Source organism: Sphingomonas sp. CFBP 8760 (assembly GCF_014841615.1).
In the GTDB taxonomy this organism is placed as follows: Bacteria; Pseudomonadota; Alphaproteobacteria; order Sphingomonadales; family Sphingomonadaceae; genus Sphingomonas.
On record NZ_JACYUG010000006.1, the window covers coordinates 74,696 to 89,896 of the forward strand.

A 15,201-nucleotide genomic window follows, 5' to 3' on the forward strand; every position below is an offset into this window, starting at 1 on the left:
GCGACGGGTCTGGATGGCCGGGCGGGGGTAGATCAGCATGACCACCCCCTTGCGCCTTTGCCGGCCTGTAGGACAGCGCCGTCGTGACGGCGTGCAGGACAGCACCGTCGTGACGGCGGGCAAGACGGTGCCGTTCGTGACGGCGTCTGGGTCGGTGCCGTCGTGACGGCGGGGGCGATCCCGCCTATGGTCGCCAGCATGATCCGTCCTGCCTTGCTGGCGCTGCTGCCGCTGTTGCTGCCCGTCGCGGCCGTCGCCGCCGATCCGTCCCCCGCCCTGCTCACCTGGGCCAGGCTGAAGGCCCGCCCCCGCCCGACGGCGGATGCGACGATCGCCTATGGCCCGGATGCGTTGCAGAAGGTCGATCTGTGGGTGCCGGCCGGGCCGGGTCCGCATCCGGTGGTGGTGATGGTGCATGGCGGCTGCTGGCAGAGCGACATCGCCGACCGCACCTTGATGGACTGGATCGCCGCCGACCTGCGCGCCGGCGGCATCGCGGTGTGGAACATCGATTATCGCGGCGTGGACCGGCCGGGCGGCGGCTATCCCGGCACCTTCGCGGATGTCGCCGCCGCCGCCGATGCGCTGGCGGCGCAGGCATCGGCCTATCGTCTCGACCTGCGCCGGGTCGTCGCGGTCGGCCATTCCGCCGGCGGGCATCTGGCGCTGTGGCTGGCGGCGCGGCCGAAGCTGCCGGCGGCCAGCCCGTTGCGGCGGCCGCAGCCACTGAGGATCGCCCATGTCGTCAGCCTGGGCGGGCTGCCCGATCTGGAGGCGACCGCCGCCAGCCCCGACAATGGCTGCGGCACCGAGGTGGTCGGCCGGCTGGTCGCCGGGGGCGGTTATGCCGACACCTCGATCCCGCGCCTGTTGCCGCTGGGGGTGGGGCAGGATCTGGTCAACGGTCTGAACGACCGGATCATCCCCGCCCGCCTCGCCACCGATTATGTCGCGACGGCGAAGAAGGCGGGCGATCGCGTGCGGTTGGCCATGCTCGCCGATACCGGCCATGTCGAACTGATCGCGCCGGAAACGCCCGCCTGGGCGGCGGCGAAACGGGCGATCGCGAAGGGATTGCGGCGATGACACGGGCCGGGATGACAGGGGCCGGGATGACACGGGACGAAGCACGCGCGCTGGACGCGCATGATCCGCTGGCCCCGTTGCGCGACCGGTTCGCGCTGCCGGCGGGGGTGATCTATCTCGACGGCAATTCGCTGGGGCCGCTGCCCCGCGCGACCGTGCCGGCGATGACGGACATGGTGACGCAGGCCTGGGGCGACCGGCTGATCCGTAGCTGGAACGAGGGGTGGATCGACGCGCCCGTCCGGCTGGGCGGCAAGATCGCCCCGCTGATCGGCGCGGCGGCGGACGAGGTGATCGTCGGCGATTCGACCTCCGCCAACCTGTTCAAGGCGCTGGTCGCGGCCCTGCGCGTCGATCCCGGCCGCCGGGTGGTATTGAGCGAGGCGGGCAATTTCCCGACCGACCTGCACGTCGCCGAAGGCGCGGTCGCCTGCGTGCCCGGCGCGTCGCTGCGGGTGGTGCCGCGCGGCGATATCGCGGCGGCGATCGATGGCGATGTCGCGGTGCTGCTGCTGACGCATGTCCATTACAAGACCGGCAGCCGGTTCGACATGGCGGCGATGACCGCCGCCGCGCACCGGGCGGGGGCGCTGGTGCTGTGGGACCTGAGCCATTCGGTCGGCGCGGTGGCGGTGGACCTGTCGGGCGCCGGGGCCGATCTGGCGGTGGGATGCACCTATAAATATGTGAACGGCGGGCCGGGCGCGCCCGCGTTCCTGTATGTCGCGACGCGGTGGCAGGACCGGCTGGCCAGCCCGCTGTCGGGCTGGATGGGCCATGCCGAACCCTTCGCCTTCGCCGATGCCTATGCCCCCGCCCCCGGCATGAAGCGCTGGCTGGCGGGGACGCCGCCGATGCTGGCGATGGCGGCGCTGGAGGCGGGGCTGGACCTGTGGGCGACGGTGGACCGGGACGCGGTCTGGGCGAAATCGGCGGCGCTGTGGCGGATCATGGCGGCGGCGGGCGACGCGGCGGGGCTGGACTGCGTCACCCCCGCCGATCCGGCGGCGCGCGGCAGCCATATCAGTTTCCGCCACCCCCACGCCCATGGAATCGCGCAAGCCCTGATCGAACGCGGCGTGATCGGCGATTTCCGCGATCCCGATATCCTGCGGCTGGGGCTGACGCCGCTGTACCTGAGCCATGACGACGTGTGGCGGGCCGGCGCGATCCTGGGCGGGATCATGGCATCGGGCGACTGGCGCGCGCCGCGCTTCGCCACCCGGCTGGCGGTGACGTGACGCCCGCTTGACTCCAATTCCCATCGCGCCGATCAAGATTGCAAGCGGAGGACATGACCATGCGGCGGGCGATGACGGTGGTGGCGGCGTGTGCGATGATCGCCGCCTGCAGCAAGGCGCCCGACAGCCATGATGACGCGGCCGTCAGCGGCGACACCGGCCCCGATCTGGGCGGACGATCGGCGGCGGGGATCGCGTTCTCCTACGCCTATTCGCTGGTGATGCCCGGCGACGACATCGCCGACGTGCAGGAAACCCACGCCGCCGCCTGCGAACGGCTCGGCCCCGACCGGTGCCGCATCACCGGATTGCACTATACGGTCGCCCCGTCGGGCGGGGTCGATGCCGACCTGTCGATGACGGTCGCCGCCTCGGTGGCGCGGACGTTCGGGCGGCAGGGCGTGCTGGCCGCGCAGAAAGCGGGCGCGGTGCTGGGCGGCGTGACGATCGGCGGGACCGAGGTGGCGACGCAGGCCAGGGCCGATACGCAGGCCGCGACGGAGGCCATCACCGAGCGCGCGCGCGTCCAGGCCGATCTGCGCCGCCGCCAGACGCCGGAGGCGCGCGCCGAATTGCGCCGCCGCGATACCGAACTCGCCGCGCAGGCCCGCACCGCGCGCGCCGACGCCGCGACCGCGCGCGACAGCATCGCCAACACCCCGGTCTCGTTCGACTATCGCTCCGGCCGGGGCGTCGGCCTGGCCAACCGCGTGCGCGAGGCGGGGGATGCGGCGGCCGCCTCCACCGCGGCAACGCTGGCGGCGGTGCTGTGGGTGATCGCGACGCTGGGGCCGCCGCTGGTGGTGCTGCTGGCGCTGGTGGTGGTGTGGCGGCGCTGGGGCCAGGCGGCGTGGCGGCGGGTCGCCGGGCCGGGCGCGCCGCACACGCCGCCCGCCGATCCCCCCGTCTGGTAACCATTCCCGCTAACCCGACCTATCGATCTCGCCCCTAGGGTCCGACTCCGACGATGATTGTCGGCAAGGGCGGGCAGAGGAAATGGCGGGCATCCTGAAGACGTTGCGACGGGTGGCGGAAGTTGCGTTCCAGGAACCGATCGTCCGGTCGATCAACGGCCAGCACCAGTTGATGAAGCTGCTGTCCTCCGCCTGCTACAGCGGGCTGCTCGACCAGAGCCCGGCACTGACCCGGCAATATCTGAAAAGCCACCTCGCCCGGTCGCTGACGCTGGGGCAGCGGCGCGCGGCGATCGTCGCGCATTACCGCTTCGTCCAGGCGCAACTGTCCCCCGGCTTCTACGACCGGTTGCTGACCACCGGGGCGATGCTGTGGCGCAACGACGAGGTGGCGGGCAACTATCATATCGGCCTGCGCCACAACGTCGCGCATTTCTATGAGGGCGATCTGCTGCTCGCCTTCTTCCGGCAGGACGTGCTGCTGTTCCAGCTGAGTTTCTCGGTGGTGCCGGGCGACATCGTCGGCGAGGCGGCGCCCCATGTCCTGTTCGTCGGCGGGGCGCAGGGGGCGGCGCCCGAGCGCGGCGAACTGCAACCGGCGGTGAAGGCCAGCCACGGCGTCGCGCCCTCGCACCTCGCGATGGCGGCGTTGCAGGGGGTGGCGATGGCGCTGGGGATCGCGACGATCGTCGGCGTCGGCAACGACCAGCAACTGCTGAAATCGCGCGACGACAAGGCGGACTTCACCTTCGATTACGACCGTTTCTGGGCGATGTTCGGGGCGGAGGCCAACGCCGCCGGCCAATGGGCGATGCCCGCTCCCTTGCGCGAACGCGACCCAGCCGATTCCGGCGCGAGCGCGGCGCATCGCCGCCGCAGCCGCCGCAAGGGCGCGTTCAAGGCGGAGGTCCGCGATGCGGCACGCGCGACGATGACGTGCCATGCCGCCGCCCCGTCTTCCCCCGCTTCCCCCGCCGCCCCGCTGCCGTTCGCGGGCGAGACGGTGGGCGGGGTCCGGCCCGACGCGATACCCGCAGCGCCCGCGCCCGCCGTCGTCGCCCGGCCCGTCCGCGAACTCGCCGCCGCCTGACCGCGGGTCACCGGCACGATTGCACCCCCCGTCGCCTTATCCTATAGGCCCGGCCATCTTCCGCCCCGGCCCGCGACCGTCTCGCGCCGCCGGGGCCGCTCATTTTCAGGGGACCGCCCATGGCTCGCCGCCGCCAGATCTACGAGGGCAAGGCCAAGATCCTGTACGAGGGTCCGGAACCCGGCACCCTCATCCAGTATTTCAAGGACGACGCCACCGCGTTCAACGCCCAGAAGAAGGGCACGATCAACGGCAAGGGGGTGCTGAACAACCGCATCTCCGAACACGTCTTCACGCTGCTCGACCATATCGGCGTGCCGACCCACTTCATCCGCCGCCTCAACATGCGCGAGCAGCTGGTGCGGCAGGTGGAGATCGTGCCGATCGAGGTCGTGGTGCGCAACGTCGCCGCCGGCTCGCTGTCGAAGCGGCTGGGGATCGAGGAGGGCACCAAGCTGCCCCGCACGATCATCGAATATTACTACAAGGACGATGCGCTGGGCGACCCGATGGTTTCCGAGGAGCATATCGCCTGCTTCGGCTGGGCCAGCCAGGAGGAGATGCACGACATCGCCGATCTGGCGATCCGGGTGAACGATTTCCTGTGCGGGCTGTTCGCCGGGGTCGGCATCCGGCTGGTCGATTTCAAGCTGGAATTCGGCCGCATCTGGGACAACGACTTCGGCCGGATCATCCTGGCCGACGAGATCAGCCCCGATGGCTGCCGGCTGTGGGACATGGAGTCGGGCGACAAGCTGGACAAGGACCGGTTCCGCCAGGATCTGGGCGGCGAGGCGGAGGCGTATCAGGAGGTCGCACGGCGGCTGGGCCTGATGCCCGAGGGCGAAGAGGGCGCGGTCCTCGACCTCGCCAGCCATCGCAAGCGCCGCGGCAAGTAAGGGAAGACCGATGAAGCTCCGTATCTTCGTGACGCTGAAGCCCGGCGTGCTCGATCCGCAGGGCCGGGCGATCCACCATGCGCTGGGCTCGCTGGGCTTTGCCGGCGTCGAGGATGTGCGCGCCGGCAAGCTGATCGAGATGCAGGTCGCCGACGATACCGACGATGCCGCGATCGACGCGATGTGCCGGCAGTTGCTGGCGAACACCGTGATCGAGAACTTCCGGGTGGAGCGCGCCTGATGAAGACCGCGGTCGTCGTGTTTCCCGGATCGAACTGCGACCGTGACCTTGCGGTCGCGCTGGAGACGGTGACGGGGGTGAAGCCGGCGATGGTGTGGCATGGCGACACCGACCTGCCCGACGGGCTGGGCGTGATCGCGGTGCCGGGCGGCTTCTCCTATGGCGATTACCTGCGCTGCGGCGCGATCGCCGCCCGCTCGCCGATCATGCGCGCGGTGGCCGAGGCGGCGGGCCGCGGCACCCCGGTGCTGGGCGTGTGCAACGGGTTCCAGGTGCTGACCGAGGCGGGACTGCTGCCCGGTGCGTTGATGCGCAATGCCGGGCTGAGCTTCGTGTGCCGCGACGTGGCGCTGACGGTGGCGAACGGCGACACCGCCTTCACCCGTGGCTATGCCGATGGCGAGCGCGTCAGCTTTCCCGTGGCGCATCACGACGGCAACTACTTCGCCGATGCCGACACGCTCGACCAGCTGGAAGGCGAAGGCCGCGTCGCGTTCCGCTATGGCGAGCCGGTCAACGGCTCGGCCCGCGACATCGCCGGCATCGTCAACGCCGCCGGCAACGTGCTGGGCATGATGCCCCATCCCGAACGCCGCATCGAGGCCGCGCACGGCGGCACCGACGGGCGCCGGTTGTTCGAGGGGCTGCTGGAGACGGTGGGGGCGTGACCGATCCCGCACTGACGATGCCGGTTCGCGGCGGATGTCTGTGCGGTGCGGTCCGTTACACGCTTGCCGCGCCGCCGATCGCATCGCGGCAATGCTGGTGCCGGCTGTGCCAGTATCTGGCGGCGGGCAGCGCGACCGCCAATCTGATCGTCGCGCGCGATGCGCTGACGATCGAGGGTGCGCTATCGCGCTATTCCTCCGTCGCCGATTCGGGCAGCGTGATGCACCGTGAGTTCTGCGGCACCTGCGGCACCCCGGTCGGCGGCTATGCCGAACCGCGTCCGCACCTCTATGTGCTGCGGATCGGCACGCTGGACGATCCCGGCCTCTATCCGCCGCAAACGACGATCTGGACCGCGATGGCGCCGGCATGGGCGATGATCGACCACCGGCTGCCCGCGATCCCGGGCCAGCCCGCGCCGCCCGTCACACCCGCGCCCGGAACGGCGTGAAATCGGTGTCGGTGTCGAACACGTCGAAGCGCTCCGCGCGTTTCAGCGTACCGACCACCAGATAGGTCAGCGGGGTCAGCAGGATCTCCCATCCCGTCTTCAGCGCCCATTGCGTGAACAGCACGGTGACGACCAGATCGTTGGTCCAGCCCGCCGCCCCCCAGAAGGCGAGCGGATAGAAGATCAGGCTGTCGACCCCCTGCCCCACCAGCGTCGACCCGATCGTGCGCGACCACAGGTGGCGCCCCCCGGTCATCACCTTCATCCGCGCCATGACATAGGCGTTGACGAACTCCCCCGCCCAGAACGCGCAGACGCTGGCCAGCACGATGCGCGGTACCTGCCCGAACACCGCCTCATAGGCGGGCTGGTTGGTCCAGCCGGGCGCGGGCGGCAGCGCCACGACGATCGCGCTCATCGCCGCCATGAACAGCACCGCCGCCGTCCCCGCCCAGATCACCCGGCGGGCGCGGGCATAGCCATAGACCTCGGTCAGCACGTCGCCCAGCACATAGCTGATCGGAAAGAACAGGATGCCCGCCCCGAACGGCCAGTCGCCCAGCAGCGGCAGCCGGATCGTCGCCACCTTGCCCGCGCCGATCACGTTCGACAGCAGCAGGATGGTGACGAACGCCGCCATGACCAGATCGAAATGGCGGAAGCCCCCGCCCCCCGCCGCCCCGGCTTCGCCGCCGGTCGTCGCGACGATCGCGCGGTCGTCCGCGCCGTCATGGGCGCCGCCGCCCGCCCCCTTGTCGCCCTGCGCCATGACGGCGGTTATGATCCCGGTTCCTTCCGGGCGCAATCCGCGCTAATCAAACCCATTCGCCGCGCGCCCGTAGCTCAGTCGGATAGAGCACGAGCCTTCTAAGCTTGTGGTCGGTGGTTCGAATCCACCCGGGCGCGCCAATTACCCATGACAGGACGAACGGCGTCATGGTGCCGTGCGACGTCAGCGAAGCGGGCGACCTTCTTGCGCGTAATTCAAGCACCCATGAGTCGTTGACGGCGCAATCGGCAGGATGATGATGGTCCGCCGGCAAGCCCGGCGGTGCGACGTCGCTGATGTGATTCAGGCCAGCACCTTGTCCAGTGCCCCGCAGAACGCCTTCATTTCCTGGATGGAGCCGACCGTCACCCGCGACACCGTCGGCCAGATCGGCCACGACCGGCCGATCTCGACGCTTTGTGTACGGAACGCGGCCTGCATGTCCTTTGCCGGGCGCGTCTTCCAATCGATCATGAACATGTTCGCGCTCGTCGGCTTCACGCTGATGTTGCGCGCGCGCAGATGATCGAGCGCGATCCCCCGCGCCTGGACCATCTCGGCACGCCGCGCGGCGATCAGGGGCGCTGCGGTCAGGCTCGCCGTCGCGCAGGCCAGCGACGGCAAGGGCAACGCGCCCGACTGCATCCCGCCATCGTAGCGGATCATCTTCGCGAGGATATCCGGTCGCGCCATCGTGAAGCCCATCCGCATCCCGGCCATCCCGAAAATCTTCGAGAAGGTCCGCAGCACGATCACGTCGCGCCCCGCCGTCACCAGCGGCGACGCGACCGGCACGCCCGCGAAATGCGTGTAGGCCTCGTCCACCAGCACGACCGAGCCTGCCGGCTTGTTCGCGATCAGCCATTCGATGTCGGCGATCGGCGTGATCGTGCCCGTCGGGTTATTGGGCGTGCAGATGTAATACAGCCCCGCGTTCGGATCCGCCGCCAGCATCGCACGCACGTCATGTGCATAGTCGGCGGTCAGCGGCACGCGTTTGACCGGCGCGCCGAGCCAGTCCGCGGTCCGCCCGGCAAGCTCGAACGTCGGGTCCGCCACGACCAGACCCCGCTGTGGCGAGCAGAAGGTGACGATCGCGCGCGACAGCGGATCGCTCGATCCCGGCCACGGCGCGATATGATCGTACGGCACGCCCTCCACGGCCATCACCGCCTTCAGGAAGTGGTTGCGCTCGTCGTGCGGTGCATAGCGATTGCTGTTGGTGATGATCTTGCGCGCGGCGCGCTGGCCCGGGGGCAGCGGCCCGGCCCAGCATTCGTTCGCGCCGATCCGCACCTTGGCGGTCGGTGCCGGATCGGGAACGCCGCCCGAAGCCCAGGCCGGGCGGCCGAACGACGCCGCCACCGCGCCCGCCCCGAAGATCCCCGCGATCCGTGCGAGTTGCCGCCGTGAATAGCCCCTGTCGAGCAGGTCGTCGCAGGCGTCTTCGGGAAGATAGGTCTTTTCGATCATGGCAAGATCCTCGCTGGAGACAAAGGTCAAAGGTCGACCGACAGGCTGAGCTGTACGGTGCGCGGACTTAGGGGGCGGAAGAACCCGTCGCCGGTGATCGCCGGCGAGATGAACGAGAGCACGTCCTTGTCGAACAGATTGTCGACGTTGACGCGGATCTTCGCGTTCTTGATCGGCCCCAACGAAAATCCGTCGCCGATATCGGCATAGGCGGAGAAGACGGTGAAGCCGGGGACGGACGATCCCGCGCTGTTGTCGAACGTCGAGAAGCGCTTGCTCGTATATTTCGCGGTGAGGTTGGCAACCAGCCATGGCGACGGCTCGACGGTGATGCCGCCCGACACAATCCACTTCGCGCTGTCGGGCAGGAACTTGCCCGCCGTCCGATAGGTCAGCGTCGGGGTTGCGACGATGTCGTCCTGGAACTGTGCGTGATTGTACGTCACGTTCGCGTTGAAATAGGCGAACCCGCGCAACACGGTCGGCTTGACGTTGGCGAGCAACTCGGCGCCATACGCCTCTACCCCACCGACATTCTGGTAGAAGGTCTCGGTAACGTTGGTCGTGCCCGGCAGGATCGACGTGATCGACTGGATGCGATTGTCGAATTTGGTATAGTATCCGGTCAGCGACGCTAAGAACTGCGGCTGCGTGGTCCGCACGCCCAGTTCGACATTCTTCGAGCGCTCGGGTGCCGGGGCCGCGACCAGCGCCGCCGAACTGGCGTAAGAGACCGAAAAGACGTCATCCATCCCCTTGGGCAGCGCCATGTTCTCCGCATAGGACGCGAACAGCTGTGAGCGGTGATCGGGCAGCTTGAACAGGATACCGGCGGTCGGGAGGAAATAGTCCGAATAACGGGCACGGTTGTATTGCGGACCCCAGCCGGCGACGGTGACTCCGCCCACCACCCGTGCGTAATCGTTGAAGTCGCGGTAACCGCGATGCTGATAATCGAGATCGAGCATCTTGTTGCCGAGATCGAGGCTGAAGCTGTCGGTCAGCGCGATCCGGTCGCGGACATAGAGCTGCGTCGTCTGCCGCTCGGTGCGATAGTTGCGGCGCAGGTACACGGGCTCGCTGTAGATCGGATCGGCGGCGGGCGACCCGCCGACCGTGTTGTAGCGCAGCTGCGTGCGGCGATATTTGTCCTGCTCCGCCCAGATCCCGGCGTCGAGTGCGTGGCGACCGACATCGGCGTGAATCGACTGGACGATGCCGATCCGGTCGCCACCGACGCCCGACAGCCCGAACTGCGTGCCGCGGGGTGCGGTCAGCGCAAAGCCCCGCGCGGATTGCTGGCGATAGCGGGTCAGCGAATTGGCGTAGCTGTCGGGCGATACGCCGTAGCCGTCCTTGTCCTCCCAATAGAGCGTCGTCTCGGCATAGACATTGTCCGCGATTCCGGCGTGGAAGGTCGCGCCGTACAACTTGTCCTTCCGGACGTTGATCGCGAGATCCGAGACATAGGTGTAGTTGGCGTTCGAATATTGGGGGCCGCCCGCGACCGGCGCATAGACCGGAACCGTGCCCAGATAGCCGCGATACCGCCCGACATTGCCGCTGAGATCGGGTGTCGACGAGTTGTATTCGGCACGGGTGAGCGAGGGGGAATCATAATCGAAAAAGTCGTTGGCGACGAACTTGAATCGCGCCCAGCTCGTACCGCCGAGATCGACCTGCGCAAGCGCCTCCCAATGCTCGCGATCGACCGAGCCGGCGCCGCGCCACAGATCGGTGTCGAGCTTGGTCCGGCTGACATAGGCCTTCAATGGCCCGACCCGCCCGGTGCTGACGCGCACGAACGTCCGCTTCATGTCGAAATCGCCGAAGCTTTGCGACACGAACACGCCGAGGTCTTCCTGCGGTTCGATCGAGCGATACGACACGATCGGACCGAGCGAGGAATAGCTCGGCATCGTCACCCCGCCCGCACCCGGCGAAGCCTCGACCACGCCGAGATTTTCGTTGTCGACGTAGCGGAAGACCGGGCTGCCCCCGAACGCGTCGCTGCGCCCGGTCGGGATGCCGTCGACGATGAAGCCGATCTGGTCCAGGTTGAAGGCGCGCACCTGGACGCTGTTGCCGAACTCGTAGAGGCCCAGTGCGCCGTCGGTCTGAACGTTGAAGCCCGGCAGCGATTCCAGCATCTTGAGGCCCGAGATGCCCGATGGCGCGGACAACAGCGCCTCCCGCGTGACCGCCACCGTGCTGGTGATCCGATCCTGCCCGACCGCCTCGTCGGCCTGGGAGATGCGCCGTCCATTGACGACGATGTCACCCATCGGTTCCTCGACGGCCTGGGGCTCGGCATTCCCCGCCGCCGCGACCTGTGCGGCGGCGAATGTCGGAACGGTAAGCGCGATCAACAGCGCGAGCGCGGTGCCGGTGGAATAATGGGCTATGGTCAACGCGAATGGCTCCCTTCTGGATCGGCGAACCGACCGTTGAGTGCCTTCAGACCGACCGGCCACCGTGTACGGCGTCCCGGCCCCCTCCCCCCTCGTTCATGCTTCGGCGGCCGTTCTGCGGCTCGCCGGCACCGCGATCACGACGTCAAGGGTATCGCCGGCCTGGCCCCCGGCTCCGCCATCCGCTGCGCCTCGTCGAGGACGCGCAACGCGTTGCCACCCCAGACCTTCGCCACGTCCGCCGCGCTGAACCCGCGGGCGAGCAATGCCGCGGTGATCTTTGGATAGTCCGACACGTCGTTGAACCCGTCGACCCCGCCGCCGCCGTCGAAATCGCCGCTCATCCCGACATGGTCGATCCCCGCCACCTCGATCGCGTGCAGCAGGTGCTTCATCACGTCATCGAACTTCGCTTTCGGCACCGGCCACTTCGTGTCGATCGCCTTGCGTCCCGCCACCAGTTTCCGGCGATCCGCGTCGGTCATCCGCTCGAAATCGATGCCCGTCATCAGCGCCTTCATCGCCGCGTCGCGTTCGGCGATCCTGGGTTGCGGCACCATGTAGCCGTCGAACGCATTGACCTGAACGACCCCCCCCTTCGCCGCGAGCAGCCGGAGGTCGGCGTCGGTCGCGTTGCGCGGGTGATCGAAGATCGCGCGCACGCCCGAATGCGACAGGATGATCGGCGCCTTCGACAATTCGATCATCTGGCGCAGCGACAGGTCCGAGCTGTGCGACGCGTCGATCACGATCCCCAGCCGGTTCGCCTCCGCGACGAACGCCCGCCCCTTCGCACTGAGGCCGTTCCATTCGGGCTTGTCGGTCGCACTGTCGGCGAGGTCGTTGTTCCTGAAATGCACGGGGCTCATCATCGTCACGCCGAGCCGTTGGAACGTCCGCATGAGCGTGAGGTCCGCCTCGAACGGGTAACCGTTTTCCATGCTCATGAACACGAAGCGCCTGCCCGTCGCGATCGCCGCGCGGGCCTCTGCCGATGTCGTCACCAGCCGGAACACGCCCGGATGGCCTGCGACCATCTCACGAATCTGCACCGCGCGGACCAGCCCCGCATCGCGTGCCGCCCGGTCGCCCTCGGGCGTCCGCGGCCCCTGCCCGGTATAGATCGCGAAGAACCCGCCATCGACGCCACCCTCCACCATCCGGGGATAGTCGACCTGATCGCCGGTCACCGCGACGTCGTGCCGGTCCATGATGCTCCACCCGGGCCGTCCGAGATTCGCCGGCGTATCGAAATGCGTATCGAGCACGATTGCGCGATCGTGCACCGCGCGTGCGGTTTTCCGATCGGGCGCCGCGCCGATCATCAGCGGCGCGGCAAGGAGGACGGCAACGATCATTCGCATCATTTCACCCGATCGAACCATTCGAGGAACACTTCCGACTTGCCTTCGGGCTTTTGCCCGTTGTTACGGCGTACTAACGAATTGCAAACCATCTAAAAAAGGCAATATTCTCCAGCGGCGACATCACCGCTGTCAAGACCGGAGATTTGCGATGCATCCACATTTAGTGGACTGCCCGGTATCTATTCGAGGCATGCATTGTTAGTCGGGCTGATATCGCCGTCAAGCGTTGTGACGAAATTATGACTACTTGGTAGCCCGGGCCGCATCGTGTTGGCCGCGTGGTGGACGAGCGCGTCCGGTGTGAACGTAAATTGTCTCGCTCAAGCGGAGGGGCGTCTGCCCGGCGTGACATGGCGCGCTCGAAACCGGACGACATCTCGCTTGGGGTGCGGGACGATTTCCCGGTTGCTCTTGCGGTGTTTCCCTCGCCAGATGACGGGGGTTGGTTGCGAGCCTGCTCAAGGTTCTCCCGAGCGAAGTCGAAGGGCTGGTGAAGCCGGATTGGCCGGTACCGGATTACCCAACGTCGTGCCGGCGCCAAAAGACACTGACGGTTTCACTGGCCAGCCGCGCCAGTGCAGGCGGCCTGCACCTGCCGGTCGACAGCACCGGGATCAGGATGATGGGCAAAGGCGAAGGGAAAACACGCAGGCACGGTGCTTCCTATCGCCGTCAATGGCGCAAGCCTGTCCTGAGCCAGTCGAAGGGTTCACCCGGGGATCGATGCTGAGGCACGGGCGATCCGGGCGATCGAGGTCACCACCAACGCGATTGATGACGCGGCGACGCTGCCGGATCTTCCGGCACAAATCCCGACGAACGAGCGCATCGCGATCATCGGCGGTGACGGCGCCTATGACACCGGGAAGTGCCGTGCGGCGATTGCACCACGGGGCGCCGACGCGGTCATTCCCGTCCGCCGCAATGGTCAGCCATGAAAGTCCAATGCTCCTGGCGTCGATGCTCGCAACCAGGAACCCCGAACACCATCCGCGTTGCATGGAGCCCGACAATAAAGGCATTCCCATGCCGCGCTCCGGTTGTGCAACAAAACCAACAAACTCTCAGAACAACCCGTCGTCGAGCAGGTCGTCATCGTCCATGCCGGCCGGTTCGACATGGACCGTGTCCGGATCCCGGACCTCGGACAGGTCGATCGACACGGAGCCGTGCTTCGACAAGGACGATTTCAGGTCATCGCTGAATTGGGCCACCCGCTTGAGCAGCCCGTCATCGGCATGGTTGCCGATGCTTACGGGAAGGTTCGGCATGATAGGGATGCGTGCTCTCGTTTCAGGATGTTTCGTTTCGTATACGGAACATCCTAAGAAGTGGTGACCATGCAGGAACATCCGGGCAATGCCGCCGCAATTCCACGTCAGGCCATCAATGATCTGAAATTTTTCGTCATCATTTCAGAAATTTATGCAATTGCCCCGGAATATGACATCTTTGTACGATGCAATTTTATTGAATGCCCGAGGTTCGATGCTTAACGGCTTCGATCAAATACTCTAAATCAAAACGAGTATCTTAATCGAAATCACCGATTGCCCGATATTTGCTGGTTGCCGGCGAAGTGGTTGTATTTTCAGGCACAAATGGCGCATCCGACCAGACGGCCGTCCACCGTGTCCGCCGTGACGGGCGCTACATTTGGCGGTAGGGCGCGGGCGGAGGCGAATGATGGCTGGGATCACGGCACTGCAGCAACGGATGATCGAGATCGCGACGCAGGGCGACGCGGCCTGGTTCGACGGGCATCCCGACAACCGGCTTCGCATCCGCAATGCCGTGGCCCGGGAATTCAGCGAGGATGTCGGCCCCGCGCCGGTGGGCATGTCGTGGCGGGCCATCGTGCTGGAAGCGCAGCCGGGGGTGCGCCTGCGCCAGCCGGTCGCGCTGCCGCTCCACATCGGCAACGATCTGGACGATCACGACCTGTTCGCGCTGTTCATGCAGGCCGCCGGTCCCGAGGCCAGGGATATGATCCGTCAGCTTCGCGGCGTCAGGTTCCCCGGCAAGGTGGCGTCGGCAAGGGCCGGGTGACCCGATGGCCGGGGACGCCGCCACGGCGCCTTTTCATCGACGGATAAACATAGGTCATCGATACGGATACGGCATCGCCCGTTTTGGGACGGACGCCTGATCTACATTAGAACGGACAGCGAACATCGGCCTTGCGACGACCGTCCCGCCGGCGTAGCGAAGCGCTCATAACGCCGGGTCCATCCTCCGCCACGGAGGCCGATTCGAGCGACAAGGCGAGCAAATCGCCGGTTTTTGGGAAAGAGCGATGCAGGCCGACGACGAGCGAACCTATTACGAGGCGCGTGCCGAATTGCAGCTGCGGCTGGCGGCGGCGACCGCCAACCCGGCGGTATGCGCCAGCCATTACGCCCTGGCGAACCTGTACCTCGAACTGGCCAACAAGGCGGACGAAGGACTGAGCGAGGCGGCATAGGCGAACCGGCCGCTGCCGGACGAAGACCGGATCGGCACAACCCCCGGTTGCCCGGCGGCATGGCCGGGCGATCCCCAAGCGCGACAGGGGAGCATCGCCGCTCCCCCACCGAATTCAGACGCCCGC

The 15,201-nt window shown here is 67.3% G+C and carries 16 protein-coding genes, 1 tRNA gene and 1 pseudogene; 13 read left to right on the top strand and 5 right to left on the bottom strand.

All coding sequences use genetic code 11. The features are described 5' to 3' along the window. Window positions 1-37: 37 nt before the first annotated feature. From IFT82_RS21185 to IFT82_RS09845, 9 genes are all read left to right on the top strand, one after another. On the top strand, window positions 38-166 hold the full coding sequence (locus IFT82_RS21185; protein WP_274602231.1) for a hypothetical protein: 129 nt from the start codon (window positions 38-40) through the stop codon (window positions 164-166). Window positions 167-198: 32 nt separating this feature from the next. Continuing rightward, window positions 199-1,086: an alpha/beta hydrolase family protein gene (locus IFT82_RS09810; protein ID WP_244646648.1), complete on the top strand. Its 888-nt coding sequence runs from the start codon at window positions 199-201 to the stop codon at window positions 1,084-1,086. Window positions 1,087-1,112: 26 nt separating this feature from the next. Then, entirely contained in the window at window positions 1,113-2,327 is a 1,215-nt protein-coding gene (gene kynU, locus IFT82_RS09815) for a kynureninase (protein WP_192126197.1), read from the top strand. Between the two features lie 53 nt (window positions 2,328-2,380). Next, window positions 2,381-3,241 (top strand): hypothetical protein, encoded by an 861-nt coding sequence (locus tag IFT82_RS09820; protein ID WP_192126199.1) that lies wholly within the window; start codon window positions 2,381-2,383, stop codon window positions 3,239-3,241. Window positions 3,242-3,323: 82 nt separating this feature from the next. Continuing rightward, window positions 3,324-4,331 (top strand): DUF535 family protein, encoded by a 1,008-nt coding sequence (locus tag IFT82_RS09825; protein WP_192126201.1) that lies wholly within the window; start codon window positions 3,324-3,326, stop codon window positions 4,329-4,331. Window positions 4,332-4,450: 119 nt separating this feature from the next. Then, window positions 4,451-5,230 (top strand): phosphoribosylaminoimidazolesuccinocarboxamide synthase, encoded by a 780-nt coding sequence (gene purC / locus IFT82_RS09830; protein ID WP_192126203.1) that lies wholly within the window; start codon window positions 4,451-4,453, stop codon window positions 5,228-5,230. Window positions 5,231-5,240: 10 nt separating this feature from the next. Then, window positions 5,241-5,471 carry a phosphoribosylformylglycinamidine synthase subunit PurS gene (purS, locus tag IFT82_RS09835; RefSeq protein ID WP_192126205.1) on the top strand — a complete coding sequence of 77 codons (231 nt, stop codon included), beginning with the start codon at window positions 5,241-5,243 and terminating at the stop codon, window positions 5,469-5,471. Further along, on the top strand, window positions 5,471-6,139 hold the full coding sequence (gene purQ / locus IFT82_RS09840; RefSeq protein ID WP_192126207.1) for a phosphoribosylformylglycinamidine synthase subunit PurQ: 669 nt from the start codon (window positions 5,471-5,473) through the stop codon (window positions 6,137-6,139). The genes purS and purQ overlap by 1 nt, the downstream gene beginning before the upstream one ends. Continuing rightward, the gene (locus IFT82_RS09845; protein WP_342355086.1) at window positions 6,136-6,591 is read left to right on the top strand and encodes a GFA family protein; all 456 of its coding nucleotides are present in this window, start codon (window positions 6,136-6,138) and stop codon (window positions 6,589-6,591) included. The genes purQ and IFT82_RS09845 overlap by 4 nt, the downstream gene beginning before the upstream one ends. Here IFT82_RS09845 and IFT82_RS09850 read toward each other — a convergent pair. Next, window positions 6,566-7,360 (bottom strand): queuosine precursor transporter, encoded by a 795-nt coding sequence (locus IFT82_RS09850; RefSeq protein ID WP_192126209.1) that lies wholly within the window; start codon window positions 7,358-7,360, stop codon window positions 6,566-6,568. The two genes, IFT82_RS09845 and IFT82_RS09850, sit on opposite strands and share 26 nt — an antisense overlap. A gap of 63 nt (window positions 7,361-7,423) precedes the next feature. Between IFT82_RS09850 and IFT82_RS09855 the strand changes: the two genes are divergently transcribed. Next, window positions 7,424-7,500, top strand: a tRNA-Arg gene (locus IFT82_RS09855). A gap of 163 nt (window positions 7,501-7,663) precedes the next feature. On the opposite strand, the gene IFT82_RS09860 is transcribed toward IFT82_RS09855, so the two are convergent. From IFT82_RS09860 to IFT82_RS09870, 3 genes are all read right to left on the bottom strand, one after another. Then, window positions 7,664-8,833, bottom strand: a complete 1,170-nt coding sequence (locus IFT82_RS09860) for a pyridoxal phosphate-dependent aminotransferase (RefSeq protein ID WP_192126211.1) — start codon at window positions 8,831-8,833, stop codon at window positions 7,664-7,666. Window positions 8,834-8,859: 26 nt separating this feature from the next. After that, window positions 8,860-11,118, bottom strand: a complete 2,259-nt coding sequence (locus IFT82_RS09865) for a TonB-dependent receptor (protein ID WP_192126393.1) — start codon at window positions 11,116-11,118, stop codon at window positions 8,860-8,862. Window positions 11,119-11,381: 263 nt separating this feature from the next. Continuing rightward, complete coding sequence (locus tag IFT82_RS09870) at window positions 11,382-12,602, bottom strand: dipeptidase (protein ID WP_244646649.1); 1,221 nt, start codon at window positions 12,600-12,602, stop codon at window positions 11,382-11,384. A gap of 508 nt (window positions 12,603-13,110) precedes the next feature. On the opposite strand from IFT82_RS09870, the pseudogene IFT82_RS20870 reads away from it, so the two are divergent. Beyond that, window positions 13,111-13,546: pseudogene (locus IFT82_RS20870) on the top strand (transposase); the annotation flags it as partial. A 129-nt stretch (window positions 13,547-13,675) separates the two neighbouring features. On the opposite strand, the gene IFT82_RS09880 reads toward IFT82_RS20870, so the two are convergent. Next, on the bottom strand, window positions 13,676-13,963 hold the full coding sequence (locus IFT82_RS09880) for a hypothetical protein (RefSeq protein WP_207105773.1): 288 nt from the start codon (window positions 13,961-13,963) through the stop codon (window positions 13,676-13,678). Window positions 13,964-14,297: 334 nt separating this feature from the next. On the opposite strand from IFT82_RS09880, the gene IFT82_RS09885 reads away from it, so the two are divergent. Together IFT82_RS09885 and IFT82_RS09890 are read left to right on the top strand one after the other, a co-directional pair. Beyond that, window positions 14,298-14,660 carry a hypothetical protein gene (locus tag IFT82_RS09885; RefSeq protein WP_192126217.1) on the top strand — a complete coding sequence of 121 codons (363 nt, stop codon included), beginning with the start codon at window positions 14,298-14,300 and terminating at the stop codon, window positions 14,658-14,660. A gap of 247 nt (window positions 14,661-14,907) precedes the next feature. Continuing rightward, a complete protein-coding gene (locus IFT82_RS09890; RefSeq protein ID WP_192126219.1) occupies window positions 14,908-15,075 on the top strand; it encodes a hypothetical protein in 168 nt (55 codons plus the stop codon). Window positions 15,076-15,201: the final 126 nt, after the last annotated feature.